Consider the following 15,511-nt stretch of genomic DNA (forward strand, 5'->3'; position numbering starts at 1 on the left):
GGGGCATCCACTCAGGCGATGCGCAGCCAAGCCGCACGTGACAGCTCAGAAGTCGATGCGCATCACCACGCGGCGCGGGGACGGGTGGCTCACCTCGGCGAAGCCGGCCGCCTCGAAGACGCTGCGGCTGCCGACGTAGAGCTCACCCCAGGTGATGTTCTTGCCGGGTTCGGTGATCATCGCGTAGCCCTCGAGGGCACGCGCGCCGCGGGAGCGGGCGAAGTCCACGGTGGCCGCGGCGAGCGCCCTGCTGATGCCGCGGTGACGATAGCCGACGCGGGTGACGAAGCAGCTGACCGTCCAGACACCGTCGTCGAGCGGGTCCTCGTCGCGATTGAGCCACGGGATGCGCGTGCGCTGCAGCCGCACGTAGACGACCCGGGGTTCGACCGCGCACCAGCCGACCGGCTCGCCGCCTAGGTAGGCGACGAGTCCCGTCGTGGCGCGGGCCCGCGGGTGATCGCACGCGGTCTGCTCGCGGAAGCGCTCCGCGCGCTCCTCGGGCGGCACGGACCGCCAGTCGTGGTGCGGGATCTTGAACCACTGGCACTGGCAATCGGCCGCCGCCCCGCGCTGGCCGAAGATGGTGGTGAGGTCCTCCCAGGAGGCCTCGTTCGCGGGGACGATGGATGTGACGTGCACCTCTCCATCTTGAATCGTCGCGGACTCCCCGGCTACCCGTCCGCACCGCGAACTTACTAACACCCATTGCACTTACAAGTGAAACCACTAACGTTAGGACTATTCGACACACTAAGAACCGATACGAAAGAACTGGCATCGTCATGACTACGACCCTGCTCAATAGAGAAACTGTAATTGTCACCGAAGAACTGCGAGCTGAGGCAGCTGGGCTTATCGACGACGCGTGCGACGAGCCGCTAGAGAGACTGTTAGTCTCCGTCGGTGGTGCAGCAGTCGAAATCCCGGCGGCGCTCTCGAGCTTCCTCGTGGCAGTTATCGAACGTGCTGCCGAAGGCGGCACCATGACGTTAATGTCCACGCCTGAGGAACTCACTACGACCGCGGCCGCTGACATGCTCGGAGTCTCGCGTCCCACGCTTATGAAGCTCATTGAAGCGGGTGAGATTCGATCTCACAAAGTGGGATCGCACTCACGGCTCAGGTCAGCCGACGTGCTCGAGTTGAGGACAAAGCGTGCTGCTGCACGCAAGATTGCCTTCGAAAAGTTGCGCGAACTGGAAGAGGAAGTCGGAGAAGTCTGACCTCCGTCGTAAGGTACATCTGTGGCACAGAGAATATTCATAGACGCGAACATTCTCTTTAGTCGCACTTTGCGGGACTGGACCTTCATGCTCCATAACCAGGTCGGCACTATGTTCCAGCTTCATACCACGCACGATGTCATCGCCGAAGCGCTCTATCGACTGCGACGCAAGAACCCGGAATGGAACGGGAGCGTCACTGCGCGTCTTCACGACATTTTCGTGGAAAACGTCGATGAGGTACTCGGCGAATTCGACGCCTCCATCGACTTCGACGGCTCAGACGCCAACGACCGACATGTGCACGCGGCTGCAGTTCACTGCAAGGCCGATATCTTGCTGACTAACGATGGTGGTTTTTCGACTCTCGCAGGGAATGTCGACCTCAGTTATTCGGTGTATTCGGCCGACGATTTTTTCGTGCTTATCGACGACTCCGCTGCGCTGAGCGTGCGAGCGGTCGTCGATGAGCAACGCGCATATTGGTCTCGTCGGGCCACAGCCGGCGAAACTCCAATGGGTTTGGTGGAGGCGCTCACCAAGAGTGGTTGCCCAGCATTTGCTGCTCGGGTTCATGAACATCTGAGGGTTCTCAGCGGGCCGACTGCTCGGGGGGATTTCAACTCAGGTGTCCGCGGCTCGTCTTACGAAGCGGACCGGCCTAATTCAGTCCGCTCCGCTTAGTCGTAGTCACCATTCCATCTTCGGAGTTTGTCGGGGTTGAGCACCACCCATACATCGCACACGAGTCGCGCCCGCACGTTGAGAATCACGATCGCGATGACCCGCCCGGCGTCGCGCACCACCAGCCCGGTGTGCCCGTTGACCGGGTGCTCGACGATCTCGACCTGGCTGCACGCTGCCGATGACCGAAGCAACAGCTCGGTGACGTCCCCCGCCCCGCGCACGGGGAACAGCTCGGTCGGCACCACCCCGCCGCCATCGGTCAGCGCGACGACGTCTGGCGCCATGAGGGCGGCCAGCCCCGGGGCATCCCGATCCGCCCACGCGCGGTGCATCGCGTGCACCGCATCCTCGTGATGCGCGAGCCTCAAGCCAGCAAGTTGGGCGGTGCGGATGACCCGGCGCCCCGCCAGCGCGAACGCCCGGCTCGTGCGGGGCGGTCGGTCCTCACGCCCGAAGCGCACTGACGGCGGCGATCTTCGGCGGGCTCATCATCCAGAGCAGCTGGTCGATGCCCTCGGAGGCGGACACGGCCAGCACGGCGTAGGCCTCACCATCGCGGGAGATGACGACCGAGGGCTGGCCGTTCGTCTCGATCCAGCGCAGCTCGGCGCCCGTCCAGAAGTGGGACGAGAAGGCGGCGACGAACTTCGCCACGCGCGTGCGCCCGATGATCGGGATGCGGGCGGCGAGCTTCACGCCGTTGCCGTCGGAGTAGCTGACGACATCGGCCGCGAACAGGTTCTCGAGCGCGGTGAGATCCCCCGACTGCGCCGCGGTGAGGAATGCGGCGAGCAGGCGACGCTGTTCTGCCGTGGTCGCCGGCGCGCGCCGCTCGGCCGCGAGGTGCTTGCGCGCACGGCTGACCAGCTGGCGCACCGCGGGTTCCGACAGCCGCACGATCTCGGCGATGGACGAGTATGCGTAGTCGAAGGCCTCGCGCAGCACGTAGGCGGCGCGTTCGGTGGGGGTGAGCTTCTCGAGCAGGATCAGCACCGCGAACTCAAGGGCCTCACCCCGCTCGGCACCGAGGGCCGGGTCGGCGCTGGTATCCACCGGCTCGGGAAGCCACGGCCCGATGTACGTCTCGTGGCGCGCCCGTGCGGACTGCGCGGCATTGATCGCCAGGCGCGTGCAGATGGTGGCGAGCAGCGCGGCCGGGCTCTCCACGACGCTGCGGTCGTACGCCTGCCAGCGCAGCCACACCTCCTGCACGATCTCCTCGGCCTCGGCAGCACTGCCGAGCATCCGGTAGGCGATGCCGAACAGACGCGGGCGGGTGTCCTCGAAGATGACGAGCGCCCGGGCGAGCTCGGCCGGGTCGGCCGGTTCGTCGAGATCGGCCAGGTCTGCGCGCGCCGGGCCGACGAGCTCGGCCCGGTCTGCAAGGCCAGCGCTGACTGCGGCTGCCGGGATGGCGCGCTCCGGGTCATCCACTGTGGCTTCGTCGTTCGCACTCATTCGGTGGCCTTTCGGTCCGGCATCGCGGGTCGGGATCAGGAATCAGAGAGCCGTTCACCTTATAAGACCGGATGCCCCGGGCGTTTGTGACGGGATCGCGAAAGTTTTCTCGGATCGCGTCAATTCGTGGCATCCGCTTGACCTGTAGCGCACTACAGGTTGCAGGATGAGCCCATGGACAAAAAACTGCTCCCCGAAGTCACGGTCGCCGTTCCGCCGGAGGGGCTGTCGATCGGCGCCACCGCGGAGGCCACCGGAGTGAGCGTCGAGGCGCTGCGGTACTACGAGCGCGAGGGGCTCATGCTCGACCCGACTCCGCGGGATGCGGGCGGGCGCCGGCGGTATGGACTGCGCGACCTCGAGTGGATCGGCGGACTGGTGATGCTGCGCGAGACCGGCATGCCCATCGCCGATGTGCGCGTGATCGCCGATCTCAGCCGCACTCCCGGTACCGAGGCGCAGCGGGTCGTCGAGTTCGAGCGGCACCGCGAGCGCGTGATCGAGGATCTCGAACGCACGAAGCGGCACCTGGTCGCCATCGACACGAAGATCGCGGCGTATCGCGCGGCTGCTGCCAGCCCCGGCACCGCCGCGCACCCCGGCGCCGCGCACCCCGCCACCGCGGCACCCACCACACGACTCCCCCTACCGAAAGAGGACACCAAATGATGAAGACAACACTGCTGGGCGATGGGCTGCGGGTATCCGCGATCGGACTCGGCGCCATGGGCATGAGCGCGTTCTACGGCTCGAGCGATGAGGCGGAATCCATCGCGACCCTGCGCCACGCGGTCGACGAGGGCGTGACCTTCATCGATACCGCCGAGGCCTACGGCCCCTTCGAGAACGAGAAGCTCATCGCCCGCGCGCTGGGCGATCGCCGCGATGAGGTGATACTCGCCACGAAGGCGTCGTCCGAGACCGACGACGACGGCACGGTCCACGGCCGCAACGGCACCCCCGAATACATCAAGCGCGCCGCGAACCGTTCCCTCATGCACCTCGGCACCGACGTGATCGACCTCTATTACCTGCACCGCGTCGACCCCAACGTCCCCATCGAGGAGAGCATGGGCGCGATGGCCGAGCTCGTCGCCGAGGGCAAGGTTCGCCACGTGGGCCTCTCGGAGGCAGGAGCCGACACCATCCGCAAGGCTCACGCGGTGCATCCGCTCGCCGCCGTGCAGTCGGAATTCTCCCTGTTCAGCCGCGACGTCCTGCACAACGGCGAGAAGCAGGTCATGGACGAGCTGGGCATCGGCCTCGTCGCATTCTCTCCGCTGGGCCGCGGTGTGCTGACGAGTGGCGTGCGTTCGCTGGATGATTTGGACGCGGATGACGCGCGCCGGGGTCTCCCGCGCTTCCAGCCCGAGGCGTTCGCGGCGAACCGGCGGCTCGTGGAGCGGGTCGAGGCCATCGCTGCCGAGAAGGACGTCACCGTGGCCCAGGTCGCTCTCGCGTGGCTGCTTGCGGAAGGGGCGGTGCCGATCCCGGGTACCCGTCGGCGTGCGCGTCTCGACGAGAACATGGGGGCCGCGGAAATCGAGCTGACCTCGGACGACCGCCGGCGCCTGGCCGAGGCACTTCCCGCGGACGACATCGCCGGCTCCCGCGATGGACTGGCGCTCCCCGTCGGCGCCGACCGCTAGCCCGGGGTGGGCGCTGCCCGTGCAATCCGGGCAAAAGCGCTGAAAACGGGCCAGCGCGCTTGACCGTTTTCAGCGCTTTCGCCCGTTTGCGCTGCGCCGGGGCATTTCGCCGCCGCCGACCCCGTGGGCGAACGTCTCTTCACCGAAAACGGGTCAGTCCGGCGCAACCGGGCGTGCGCGCTCGCCCCGTAGCGCCGCATTCGCCCGGGTTATGACATCCATCGGAGTGGGGGCGGTCGATCGTGCCCGGATTGGCCCGGATTCGGGCGATTTGCCGCAGCCCGGGGCATCCGGGGCGCCGAACTCGCCCGGATTGGGGCGATTGTCGGGGCCCGAGGCATCCGCCTTCGCCGAACACGCCCGGATTCGAGTGATTGCCGAGATCTGGGGCATCCGCTGCCGCCAAACATGCCCGGATTGAGTGAAACAGCTGCCCAAGTTCATCGAAGGAGCAAACTTTGTCGTCGGCGGGGCCAGACAACAGCCATTTGTGCTCCTTCGATGCAGTTTCGCGAGCCGGGGGGCGGGCGGCACGCACGGCCGGCGCCGGGTTGGCATCACGCGACACGGGGCCGGTACCGGACCGGCGGCACGCGACGAACAGCGCAGGTTGCAGCCGCCGCAACGTCGAATTGGGCGGCCCCGCAGGCTAGCGGCGGTACTGGGCCGCGGGGTGGTTTGCGGGCAGGCGGGGTCCGCCACCGGTGAGGCGCTCGCGCATGGTGCCCGACCGCGGGACATCCGGCAGCATGCCCCGCTCGCGCAGGATGGGCATGACCTTCTCGATGAAGTCCTCATATGTAGCCATGCCGCCGTAGGTGTACTCGATGAGGAAGCCGTCGAGGTCGCCCTCCTCGATGTAGGCCTGCAGCTCGTCGGCGACCTGCTCGGGCGTCCCGGTGATGCGCGGCCCGCCGATCGACGTGGTGATGCGGTCGAGAATCTCGGCGACGGTGGGGCTCGCGCCGGGCACCTGGAACATGGCGAGCATGGTCTGCCCGACCTCAGTGGTGACCTCGTCCAGCGTCTGTTCGAGGTCAAACTTCATCAGGTCCACCCCGCTCCAGCCCATGAACAGGGCGGCGGCGGCTTCACGCGTGGGCGTGGCATCCAACTCTGCTCGCAGGCGCAGCGCCTCTTCCTCGGTGTCCGCGACGATGATGGCTACCGCGTCCATGATCTTGATGGAGTCGGCGTCGCGGCCGTTGGCCACCGCGCGGGCGCGCAGGTCGGCGACGGTCTTCTTGACCGAGTCGATTCCGCGGTCCTGGATGAACACGGCCTCGGCGAAGCGACCAGCGAAGGCGCGACCCGTGGGCGAAGCACCGGCCTGCAGCAGCATCGGCGTGCGCTGGATGGACGGCGTCGCCGGGTAGTACCCGTCGAGCCGGAAGTACTCGCCCTCGTGTTTGATGCGGTGCACCTTGGCGGGGTCGGCGAACGTGCGGGTGGCTTTGTCGTTGACGACGGCGTCGTCCTCCCAGGCACCTTCCCAGAGCTTGAACGACAGCTCGAGGAACTCGGTCGCGCGACGGTAGCGCTCATCGTGCGGCGTGACTTCGGTCTGGCCGAGCATCTTGACGAGGGCGACCTGGTTGTCGCTGGTCACCACATTCCAGGCGATGCGGCCCTTGGTGAAGTGGTCGAGCGTCGTGAACGCGCGGGCGTTGAGGTACGGCTGCTGCGCCGTGGTCGACGCCGTCACGACAAAGCCGAGCCGGTCGACCGTCGCCGCCAGCCCCGAGATGATCGTCATCGGGTCGTGCACCGGAAACTGCACTGCCTCACGAATGACGACCTCGGGCACGTCGTCCCCGCTCATGGGGTAACCGATCGCCTCGGCGAAGAACAGAAAGTCGAACCCGGCGGCCTCGAGCTTGCGCGCCATGTCCTGCCAGTACTCGAGCGTCGCGAAATCGCCGGTGTCACCGCGCTCGTGATGCCACGCGTTGCTGATGAAGTTGGGCGTGAGCTCTTCGAACGCACCGAGGAAAATCTTCTTGGTCAAAACGAGCCCTTCGTCCAACGTGACATTGTGATAACTAATAGTTATCAGTTCGGCCCGCCTCACCGCAAGCTCGATACTGTGGACGAGTGGATGTCGCGGACGAACCAAGCCCCTCGGACGGCCTGTCCCAGGCCCTCGGCACCGCCGTGCGGCTCGAGCGCGCCAAGGCCGGATGGAGCATGCGCAAACTCGCCGGGCTCGCCGGGGTATCCCAGCCCTTTCTCTCCAACGTCGAAAACGGCCGCATCTACCCGAGCGTTCCCACGCTGTACGCCCTCGCATCGGCGCTGGGAATCGCACCCGCCCAGCTGATGCCCCCGACCGAGTCATCCCGCAGCGCCAGCGTTCACCTGGCCGCCACCGACGGCACGACCGATACCGCACAGATTCTCAGCGGCGGCCCCGGCAAGGCGCTCGAGTCATTCCTCTTTGACATTGCGCCGGGATATGCGGATGCCACGCCCTTCGCCCACGACGGAGAGGACTTCATCTACGTGCTCGACGGGGTTCTGCACGTGTGGATCGGCGATGCCGCCGCAACAGAGCTGGCCGCGGGTGAGTCGCTGTGGATCGACGGAGCACTCCCCCATGGAATGCGGGTCCCCGCGGACGCCGCCGGCCGCACCCGCGTGCTGCTCGTCAGCAGCCACTGACCCCCTCCAGCCGACCCGGGCACCGTCTTCCCGCGTGACCACCCGGTCGACCTGCTCGCTCAGCCCACGGAGTGACCTAGGGGCGGCAGCTATGCGGCAAAGTCGGTTGACCGGCTGACCTTCTCCCAGTCATCCGCTTCCGCGATCTCGAACGCGAAATTCGTGCGGGCCCGCTCGAGGGCGTCGCTTCCCAGAATCAACCGGCGGGGAGGGGTGGATGCCTCGGCGGCGTCGAGTATCGCCGCGGCCGCCCGCGCCGGGTCACCCGGTTCGTTGCCGACATACGTGGCAAATGCGCGCAGGCGGTCGCCCACACTCGCGTCGTAGTCGGGGCCGGGCTCCACGATGGAACCGGTGGCGCCGGATCCCCATCCGGTGCGGAATCCGCCCGGCTCGACGATGATGACCTTCACCCCGAACGGCTCGGTCTCGGTGCGCAGCACATCGGAGAACGCTTCAACGGCACCCTTGGCCGCCTGGTACGCCGCGATGCCGGCGGACCCGGCGACCCGGCCACCGATAGAGGAAATCTGCACGATGACCCCAGAACGCTGGCGACGAAGGAGGGGAAGGGCAGCGCGGGTGACGTTGTAGACGCCGTAGAAGTTCACGTCGATCTGGGCCCGGAAGTCCTCTTCGCTTCCCTCCTCGATCGACGCGGTGTTGGCATACCCGGCGTTATTGACGATGACGTCGAGGCCGCCAAACTCCTCGACGGCATAGGCAATGGCGGCGGCGGATGACCCGGCGTCGGTGACGTCCAACGCCACAGTTCGGTAGCGCTCGGGGTATGCGGAGACGAGCTCGTCGACAGCGACAGGTCGGCGCGATGCCGCCACGACGTTGTGCCCCGCGGCGAGCGCGGCAACGACTGTTTCGTGACCGATGCCGCTGGTCGTTCCGGTGATGAACCAGGTACTCATGGGATGCTCCTTGCTAAACGGATGAGGTTCCGTATAGTTTACATAAGCGGAACCCAATCCGCTTAATTTGTTTCGAAGGGACAATCCACATGAGCATCCTGAGTACTACGGTCGCAATGGTCACCGGCGCCAGCAGCGGGATAGGCGAGGCAACCGCGCGACGTTTGGCCGACGACGGCGCCTCCCTTGCGCTTCTCGGACGCCGCCGCGATCGCCTCGAAGAACTGGCGACGTCACTTCGTGCTGGCGGCACCCAGGCGCTCGTGGTCGAAGCCGATGTGACTTCGCAGCTGGCGGCGGCCGGCGCTGTCGACGCCGTGATCGCCGAGTTTGGACGACTCGACATCCTCGTCAACAACGCCGGCCTGATGCTGCCAGGACCGGTGGTCGACGCGGCGCCAGAGGAGTGGGACCGCATGATCGCCGTCAACCTCAATGGAGTGTTGTACATGACGAAGGCGGCCCTTCCTCACGTGATCGATGCGGCCGAGACATCCGCTCGCCGCGTCGCCGATCTCGTCAACATCAGCTCGACGGGTGGACGTCTCGCCCGATCGGGCACCGCCGTCTACAGCCTCACGAAGTTCGGTGTCACTGCCTTCTCGGAGGGGCTGCGACAGGAAGTCATGGGCCAGCGCGTGCGAGTGGGATTGGTCGAGCCCGGCACGGTCGCGACCGAGCTGAGTTCCCACGCGCGCGACGGCGTACGCGAGGGCATTCAACAGATGGTCACGGCGTTCGAGGTGTTGCGCCCCGAGGACATCGCCGACGCGGTGTCGTACATGGTCACCCGCGATCGCCGGGTCTCCGTCAACGAGATGTTGGTGCGTGCCAGCGCACAGACCTGGTGACAGGGGGTGCCGCGCCATCGGGACGAGGCGCCGGGCCGCGCCGGGTATCGTTCTTTGCGCAGCACTTCCCCCGAGAGAAAGCCGCTCATGACCGACAGCCCGTCCCGCGCACTCCGTGCCGACGCGCAGCTCAACCATGACCGCGTGCTCGAGGTCGCCGCTGAGCTGTTCGCCACGGACGGCGCCGACACCTCGATGAAGTCGCTGGCCACGGCCGCCGGCGTCGGGGTCGGCACCCTGTACCGCCGTTTCCCATCGCGGGAGATTCTGATCGAGGCCGTCTACCGCACCGAGACCACCAAGCTTGCGGAAGCGGCCGCCACGCTCCTCGAGACGATGACCCCCATCACCGCGCTGCGCACGTGGATGGGAATGTTCGTCAGCTACATGCTCGCCAAGTACGGCATGGCCGAAGCCCTCAAGGCGGTACTGCTCGATGGCGGCGAGCTACGCATGGAAACCCGTCAGCGACTCGTCGATGCGCTGTCCCTTTTATTGACGGCGGCGGAAGCGGATGGCTCGATCCGCACCGATCTCCCCCCGCTGCGCATCCTCATGGGAATCTCGGGAATCGTCCTCATCGCCGACGAGTTCCACGAGGCCGGCCTCACGGATCAGTTGCTCGACCTGCAACTCGACGGTCTGCGCTTCAACGCGCCGAAGTAACGGGCCCCGGGGCATCCATTTGCTACCCCGGCAAATCCGCTTGGCAGGACTCAACCGACACCGCCATCATTGCGGAGGAGGCCCCACCCATGACTCACGACCACACCTCGCCCGCAGCGGATGCCGCAACCGACGCAGAGGCGACCCCGTTCGGGCGCCCGTACTGGGAGGACCGCTACGCAGAGCCGGGGTTCACCTGGAGTGGCAACCCCAACCCGGTGCTGGTCACCGAGTCGACCCCGCTGACTCCCGGAACGGCACTCGACATCGGCAGCGGCGAGGGTGGCGACGCCATCTGGCTGGCGACGCAGGGGTGGCGGGTCACCGGCATCGACATCTCGCAGAACGCTCTGGATAAAGCGCGGGGCCGGGCCGAGGCATCCGCCCCCACTGCTGCCACCCGCATCACCTGGGAGCAGCACGACCTCGCCGAATGGGCACCGGAGCCCGGCTCATTCGATCTGGTGTCGTCGCAGTTCATGCACCTGCCCAATCCGATCCGCACGAATCTCTTCCGTGCGCTGGCCGCGGCCGTGGCACCCGGCGGCACACTGCTCATCGTCGGGCACGACGCCGCCGACTTCGCCCCCGACGCGCACCAGCACCACAGCGACATGATGTTCACCGCCGCCGACGTGGTCGCGGCCATCGAGGGCGAGCACCTGCGCATCGAGGCGGCGGAGTCGCGGTCCCGCGTGGGAAGGCGTCCCGACGGCACCACCGGCGACGTCCGCGACATCGTCGTGGTGGCGGTGCGTCCCGCCTGAGGTGTTGCGAAGCACCCGCAGGAAGCACCCGCACTATAGGCACTCAGTGCACCACGTCAACCGTGCGTCCCGGGTGCCGCTTCGCGTTTAGCGTCGGAGGACAGGCACGCGGTCAGCCGACCGCGCGGCCGCCTCCCGCGACGCAAAGGACCAGCACCATGCCGAAGAAGGCACCCGTCATCGTCATCACCGGCGCCTCCAGCGGCATCGGCCGCGCCACGTCTCTGCGCTTCGCCCGGCGCGGGGCGAACCTCGTGCTCGCCAGCCGCGACCGCGCAGCCCTCGAGATGCTCGCCGACGAGTGCGTGCGACTCGGCGCCGACGCCATCGCGGTTCCGACCGACGTCACGAGCAACGACGACGTCGAGGCGCTCGGCCGCATCGCGGTCGGCTCGTTCGGCCAGATCGATGTATGGGTCAACGGCGCAGGCATCGGGCTGTTCGCCACGGTCGACACAGCTCCCCTTGACGAGTTTCGCCGCGTCCTCGACGTCAACATCATGGGCGTCGTGCACGGTTCCCGCGTCGCGCTGAAGGTGATGAAGAAGCAGAAGCGCGGCACGATCATCAACATCGGATCGATCATCGGCGAGATCGCCACCCCGTACACCTCCGCCTACGGCATGTCCAAGGCCGCCGTCCGCTCCCTCGGTGTCGCCATCGGCCGCGAGCTGAAGATCGAGGGCTTCCGCCGCGTACGCATCAGCACAATCCTGCCGCCCACGATCGACACTCCGTTCTTCGCCCACGCCGCGAACTACTCGGGGCGCACCGCGCGAGCCATCCCTCCCGTCTATCCTCCCGAGCTCATCGCCAAGACGATCGAGCGCATGGCGAAGTCGCCGAGGCCCGAGATCGTCGTCGGCTTCCTCGGACGCGCCTTCACCCGCCAGCACCGACTCGCCCCGCGCATCGTCGAGGCGGAGATGAGCGCCCTCGTCAACGTGACCCAGCGGCCGCATCGCTCGCACGCCGAGGACACCTCCGGCGCGGTCTTCGAGCCCGAACTCGGCGAGGACAAGACGGTGAATGGCGGATGGCACGGGGCGGCCCGATACCGCGGCCGCAAGCTGCTCGTGCTGACGGCGGTGGTAGCCGCCACCACGGTGCTGGTCAGGTGGGGACGTCGATGAGCGCGCGCCTGACGCGTAACGTCGCTCCCGGGGTTCACCGGCTGCAGCATGCGTACGTGAACTGCTACATCCTCGAGGAGGAGGGCGCGCTCACCATCGTGGATGCCGCCCACCCCAAGACGTGGCCGTACCTGAAGAACGCCATCACCGCGCTCGGCTACGAGCCGACCGATGTGCGGGCGCTCATCCTCACTCACGCGCACTTCGATCACCTGGGCTTCGCCTTGCGCGCCCGGCAGGAGTGGGGTATCCCGGTCTACGCGCACCGGGCGGATCACGCCATTGCGGAGCATCCGTACCAATACGCGCATGAGAATCCGCGCCTGATCTACCCCATCAGGCACCCGGCCGCCCTTCCCGCGTTGCTCGGCATGGTCGGAGCCGGCGCGCTGCAGGTGAAGGGGCTGACCGGCATCCTCGACGTGCACGCGGGCATCACCCTCGATGTGCCCGGGCATCCGGAAGTCGTCTTTACTCCCGGTCACACGTACGGGCACTGCGCGTATTTCCTGCGCTCGGCGTCGACGCTGCTGTCGGGCGATGCGCTCGTCACCTTCAACCCCTACACCGGGGCGAAGGGGCCACAGATCGTGTCCGGTGCGGCGACCGCCGACAGCTCGCGGGCGCTCGCGTCCCTCGACAAGCTGGCCGCCACCGGCGCCGAAATAGTGCTGCCCGGGCATGGCCCGAGCTGGCGCACCTCCGTCGAGAGCGCCGTCGCGCGGGCCCTGGAGGCCGGCCCCTCCTAACCTGCGGAGCTTAATCCGCGCGCGCTAGTCGCCTCGGGTTTACCTCCCGTTTGCCTTGTCGCGGGAACGTACTGGGGGTCCTGTCCGGGCCCACTGACGTGCTCGCGAAGGGCGATTTCTTGACAAGACGATTCTGGCGACCGGTAACGGCCGCGACTTCTTCCGTGGCTCTGGCCGTGCTCCTGCTGAGTGCGGTTGCCCCCATCGCGGCGCCTTCCGCCAGCGCCGCTCCGGCTCTTCCGACACTCGTCGTCAACGAGGTTGATGCGAGCGGAGCACCGCAGGACTGGATCGAGCTCAAGAACACCGGCACGGTCGCCGTTGACGCCAGCGGGTTGATCCTCAAGGACGACAAAGCCGCCGACCGTTTCGACATCCCCGCCAACACGGTCATTCCGGCCGGGGGCTACGCATCGTTCGAGGTCGCTGACGCGTTCGGTCTTGGGGCCAAGGGCGACGCCGCCCGCCTCTACCTGAACGACAACACCACGCTGATCGACGGCTACACCTGGACCTCAGACGCCTCCCCCGCGACGTGGGGCCGTTGCCCCGACGGCACGGGCGCCTTCGGCATCACTCAGTCGAAGACTCGGGATGCCCCGAACACCTGCACCACGAGCACCACCCCGCCCACCTCGACCCCGACGGCTACCCCCACCGCGACTCCGACGGCCACGCCGACGGCGACTCCGACCGGCACGCCGTCAGCCGCACCGCTCGTGATCAACGAGATCGATGCCAGCGGAGACCCCAAGGACTGGATCGAGCTCAAGAACACGAGCACCGCCGCGTTCGATGCATCCGGCCTTGTCCTCAAGGATGAGACCGAGAAGTCCTTCACCATCCCCGCCGGAACCACCGTCGCGGCTGGCGGTTACGTCGTGTTCGACGTTGCCGACAGCTTCGGCCTGGGCAAGGGTGCGGACTCCGCGCGCCTGTTCCGGTCCGACGGCACCACGCTGATCGACAGCTTTTCGTGGACCACCGACTCCGCGCCATCCACCTGGGGCCGCTGCCCCGACGGCACCGGTGCCTTTGTCGTCATGGGCTCGAAGACCCGCGGCGCTGTCAACGACTGCTCCACCAGCACCACGCCGCCCACCTCGGAGCCGACGACACCACCGACAGTGCCGACGGCGCTGACCTGGCCCGGCAGCCCCGACGTCACCACCGCGAACGTGCAGAACTATTTCGGCACCAACATGAGCGGCCTCGCCTACGAGCTCGGCACCAACGGCGCGCCGGACACCCTGCGGGCCATCAAGAACGGCCCCAGCACCCTGTACCGACTGCAGAAGGTCGGCACGCAGTGGGTGCCCGTCACCACCGACGGCTGGGCTAACGGCAAGGCGCTCCACTACGCCGACGGCACCGGAGACCCCGACACCGAAGGCCTGGTTGTCACGCCCGGAGCCGTCTACGCCTCGGTGGAACGCAACAACAGCGCGAGCGGCGTCAGCCGTCCGGCCGTGCTGCGGTTCGACACCACCGGGACCACAACGTCCATCAACGCCACGATCGAGTGGAACCTCACCGCCGATCTGCCGGTGCTCGGCTCCAACCTGGGCCCGGAGGGCGTTGCCCTTGTGCCCGACGCGGCGCTCGTGAGCAAGGGCTTCATCGACGAGACCACCGGCAAGACCTACGACCCGAGCCGCTACCCCAACCACGGCGCCGGACTGTTCTTCGTCGGCGTTGAGGGCACGGGTTCCATCTACGCCTACGCATTGGACCAGACGGATGGCTCGAAACTGACGCGCCTCGCGACGATCACGACCGGCTTCCCCGCAGTCATGGAGGTGCAGTGGGACGCCGAGAAGTCGGCTCTCTGGGCCGTCTGCGACAACACCTGTGGCGGTCAGTTCGCACTGCTGGATGTCGCCGCGACCGGGACGACCGCGGGACACTTTGCGGTGACCACGGTCTACAACCGCCCGGCGAACATGGGCAACCTCAACAACGAGGGATTCGTCACCGCCCCGCAGGCGCTGTGTGTCAACGGATCGAAGCCGGTCTTCTGGGCCGACGACGACCAGGACGGCGGATACTCGCTGCGTCAGGGAACCATCGACTGCGTGGCATCCACCGTCCCGTCCGACCCAACGCCGACCGCGACACCCACGCCCACTGGCACACCCACGGGCGCGCCGACGAACACCCCGTTGCCGGCGACCACGTTCCGCGCGACAACGACCGCCGGACTGCACGTGCAGGGTTCGACGATCTCGGCGAGCGCATCCGGTCTTGCTCCGAAGGAACGTTTCTACGTTCGTCTGCAGGGCACGACGGTCTACACCGGGACGGCAGACGCCGACGGTGTGGGCGAGGCGCGCTTCTCGATCGCGGCGAACATCGTTGAGGGCAAGCAGGCGCTGCTGTTCGTGGGCTCCACGACCGAGCGCACCGGCACCACCGCAACGTACGTTGTGGCGAAGTCGAAGTCGCTCGGGCTGACGCTGTCCCGCTCCTCGGTGGTCGCCGGACTCACCTTCACCATCTCGGTGAAGGGCCTGGCACCGGGCGAGCCGCTCGTGCTCACCTACGGCGGCAAGCGCATCTCGGTTGCAACCGCGCACGCGTCCGGCTCGGGGAGCTTCGCAGTGAAGGTCACCACGCCGTCATCCGCGCGCGGCGCCGTCAGCCTCGTGGTGCGCGGGCTCGTCCCCACGCGCACGGGCAACACCGTCGCCGTGGTCCGCAGCCGCTAGCTAACACGTCACGTACACAGGGGCGCCTCACCA

At 67.2% G+C, this 15,511-nt stretch carries 16 protein-coding genes; 11 read left to right on the forward strand and 5 right to left on the reverse strand.

Annotated features, from left to right (window positions below):
* Positions 1–45: 45 nt before the first annotated feature.
* Positions 46–642, reverse strand: a complete 597-nt coding sequence (locus HB677_RS15190; protein ID WP_213816584.1) for a GNAT family N-acetyltransferase — start codon at positions 640–642, stop codon at positions 46–48.
* 143 nt (positions 643–785) lie between these two features.
* Here HB677_RS15190 and HB677_RS15195 point away from each other — a divergent pair, with 143 nt between their 5' ends.
* Entirely contained in the window at positions 786–1,226 is a 441-nt protein-coding gene (locus HB677_RS15195; protein WP_213816585.1) for a helix-turn-helix domain-containing protein, read from the forward strand.
* Positions 1,227–1,247: 21 nt separating this feature from the next.
* Positions 1,248–1,910, forward strand: a complete 663-nt coding sequence (locus tag HB677_RS15200) for a PIN domain-containing protein (RefSeq protein WP_213816586.1) — start codon at positions 1,248–1,250, stop codon at positions 1,908–1,910.
* Here HB677_RS15200 and HB677_RS15205 read toward each other — a convergent pair.
* Entirely contained in the window at positions 1,907–2,281 is a 375-nt protein-coding gene (locus HB677_RS15205) for a hypothetical protein (protein ID WP_213816587.1), read from the reverse strand. The two genes, HB677_RS15200 and HB677_RS15205, sit on opposite strands and share 4 nt — an antisense overlap.
* A 76-nt stretch (positions 2,282–2,357) precedes the next feature.
* A complete protein-coding gene (locus HB677_RS15210; RefSeq protein ID WP_213816588.1) occupies positions 2,358–3,371 on the reverse strand; it encodes a sigma-70 family RNA polymerase sigma factor in 1,014 nt (337 codons plus the stop codon).
* Positions 3,372–3,545: 174 nt separating this feature from the next.
* On the opposite strand from HB677_RS15210, the gene HB677_RS15215 reads away from it, so the two are divergent.
* Entirely contained in the window at positions 3,546–4,040 is a 495-nt protein-coding gene (locus HB677_RS15215) for a MerR family transcriptional regulator (protein WP_213816589.1), read from the forward strand.
* Positions 4,040–5,020, forward strand: a complete 981-nt coding sequence (locus HB677_RS15220) for an aldo/keto reductase (RefSeq protein ID WP_213816617.1) — start codon at positions 4,040–4,042, stop codon at positions 5,018–5,020. Before HB677_RS15215 ends, HB677_RS15220 begins: the two co-directional genes overlap by 1 nt.
* 649 nt (positions 5,021–5,669) lie before the next feature.
* Here HB677_RS15220 and HB677_RS15225 read toward each other — a convergent pair.
* On the reverse strand, positions 5,670–7,028 hold the full coding sequence (locus tag HB677_RS15225) for an NtaA/DmoA family FMN-dependent monooxygenase (protein ID WP_213816590.1): 1,359 nt from the start codon (positions 7,026–7,028) through the stop codon (positions 5,670–5,672).
* An 86-nt stretch (positions 7,029–7,114) separates the two neighbouring features.
* Here HB677_RS15225 and HB677_RS15230 point away from each other — a divergent pair, with 86 nt between their 5' ends.
* Positions 7,115–7,681, forward strand: coding sequence for a helix-turn-helix domain-containing protein (locus HB677_RS15230; protein ID WP_213816591.1), 567 nt, complete (start codon positions 7,115–7,117; stop codon positions 7,679–7,681).
* 89 nt (positions 7,682–7,770) lie between these two features.
* Here the strand turns inward: HB677_RS15230 and HB677_RS15235 are convergent, their stop codons facing one another.
* Positions 7,771–8,604, reverse strand: coding sequence for an SDR family NAD(P)-dependent oxidoreductase (locus tag HB677_RS15235; protein WP_213816592.1), 834 nt, complete (start codon positions 8,602–8,604; stop codon positions 7,771–7,773).
* Between the two features lie 89 nt (positions 8,605–8,693).
* Between HB677_RS15235 and HB677_RS15240 the strand changes: the two genes are divergently transcribed.
* The 6 genes from HB677_RS15240 (at position 8,694) to HB677_RS15265 (ending at position 15,478) form a co-directional block, all read left to right on the forward strand.
* A complete protein-coding gene (locus HB677_RS15240; RefSeq protein WP_213816593.1) occupies positions 8,694–9,455 on the forward strand; it encodes an SDR family oxidoreductase in 762 nt (253 codons plus the stop codon).
* A gap of 87 nt (positions 9,456–9,542) precedes the next feature.
* The gene (locus tag HB677_RS15245; RefSeq protein WP_213816594.1) at positions 9,543–10,121 is read left to right on the forward strand and encodes a TetR/AcrR family transcriptional regulator; all 579 of its coding nucleotides are present in this window, start codon (positions 9,543–9,545) and stop codon (positions 10,119–10,121) included.
* 89 nt (positions 10,122–10,210) lie between these two features.
* Positions 10,211–10,888 carry a bifunctional 2-polyprenyl-6-hydroxyphenol methylase/3-demethylubiquinol 3-O-methyltransferase UbiG gene (locus HB677_RS15250; protein WP_213816595.1) on the forward strand — a complete coding sequence of 226 codons (678 nt, stop codon included), beginning with the start codon at positions 10,211–10,213 and terminating at the stop codon, positions 10,886–10,888.
* A 158-nt stretch (positions 10,889–11,046) separates the two neighbouring features.
* Complete coding sequence (locus HB677_RS15255) at positions 11,047–12,021, forward strand: SDR family oxidoreductase (RefSeq protein WP_213816596.1); 975 nt, start codon at positions 11,047–11,049, stop codon at positions 12,019–12,021.
* The gene (locus tag HB677_RS15260; RefSeq protein ID WP_213816597.1) at positions 12,018–12,770 is read left to right on the forward strand and encodes an MBL fold metallo-hydrolase; all 753 of its coding nucleotides are present in this window, start codon (positions 12,018–12,020) and stop codon (positions 12,768–12,770) included. The genes HB677_RS15255 and HB677_RS15260 overlap by 4 nt, the downstream gene beginning before the upstream one ends.
* A 164-nt stretch (positions 12,771–12,934) precedes the next feature.
* The gene (locus HB677_RS15265) at positions 12,935–15,478 is read left to right on the forward strand and encodes a lamin tail domain-containing protein (protein WP_213816598.1); all 2,544 of its coding nucleotides are present in this window, start codon (positions 12,935–12,937) and stop codon (positions 15,476–15,478) included.
* The last annotated feature ends 33 nt before the right edge of the window (positions 15,479–15,511 follow it).

The sequence above is a fragment of the Glaciihabitans sp. dw_435 genome, from assembly GCF_018449675.1.
In the GTDB taxonomy this organism is placed as follows: domain Bacteria; phylum Actinomycetota; class Actinomycetes; order Actinomycetales; family Microbacteriaceae; genus Glaciihabitans.

Excerpts from the sequence above, each read along its gene's own strand:
- HB677_RS15195 (WP_213816585.1), top strand. The coding sequence starts at position 786 with ATGACTACGACCCTGCTCAATAGAGAAACTGTAATTGTCACCGAAGAA.
- HB677_RS15210 (WP_213816588.1), bottom strand. The coding sequence starts at position 3,371 with ATGAGTGCGAACGACGAAGCCACAGTGGATGACCCGGAGCGCGCCATC.
- HB677_RS15215 (WP_213816589.1), top strand. The coding sequence starts at position 3,546 with ATGGACAAAAAACTGCTCCCCGAAGTCACGGTCGCCGTTCCGCCGGAG.
- HB677_RS15220 (WP_213816617.1), top strand. The coding sequence starts at position 4,040 with ATGAAGACAACACTGCTGGGCGATGGGCTGCGGGTATCCGCGATCGGA.
- HB677_RS15235 (WP_213816592.1), bottom strand. The coding sequence starts at position 8,604 with ATGAGTACCTGGTTCATCACCGGAACGACCAGCGGCATCGGTCACGAA.
- HB677_RS15240 (WP_213816593.1), top strand. The coding sequence starts at position 8,694 with ATGAGCATCCTGAGTACTACGGTCGCAATGGTCACCGGCGCCAGCAGC.
- HB677_RS15245 (WP_213816594.1), top strand. The coding sequence starts at position 9,543 with ATGACCGACAGCCCGTCCCGCGCACTCCGTGCCGACGCGCAGCTCAAC.
- HB677_RS15250 (WP_213816595.1), top strand. The coding sequence starts at position 10,211 with ATGACTCACGACCACACCTCGCCCGCAGCGGATGCCGCAACCGACGCA.
- HB677_RS15255 (WP_213816596.1), top strand. The coding sequence starts at position 11,047 with ATGCCGAAGAAGGCACCCGTCATCGTCATCACCGGCGCCTCCAGCGGC.
- HB677_RS15260 (WP_213816597.1), top strand. The coding sequence starts at position 12,018 with ATGAGCGCGCGCCTGACGCGTAACGTCGCTCCCGGGGTTCACCGGCTG.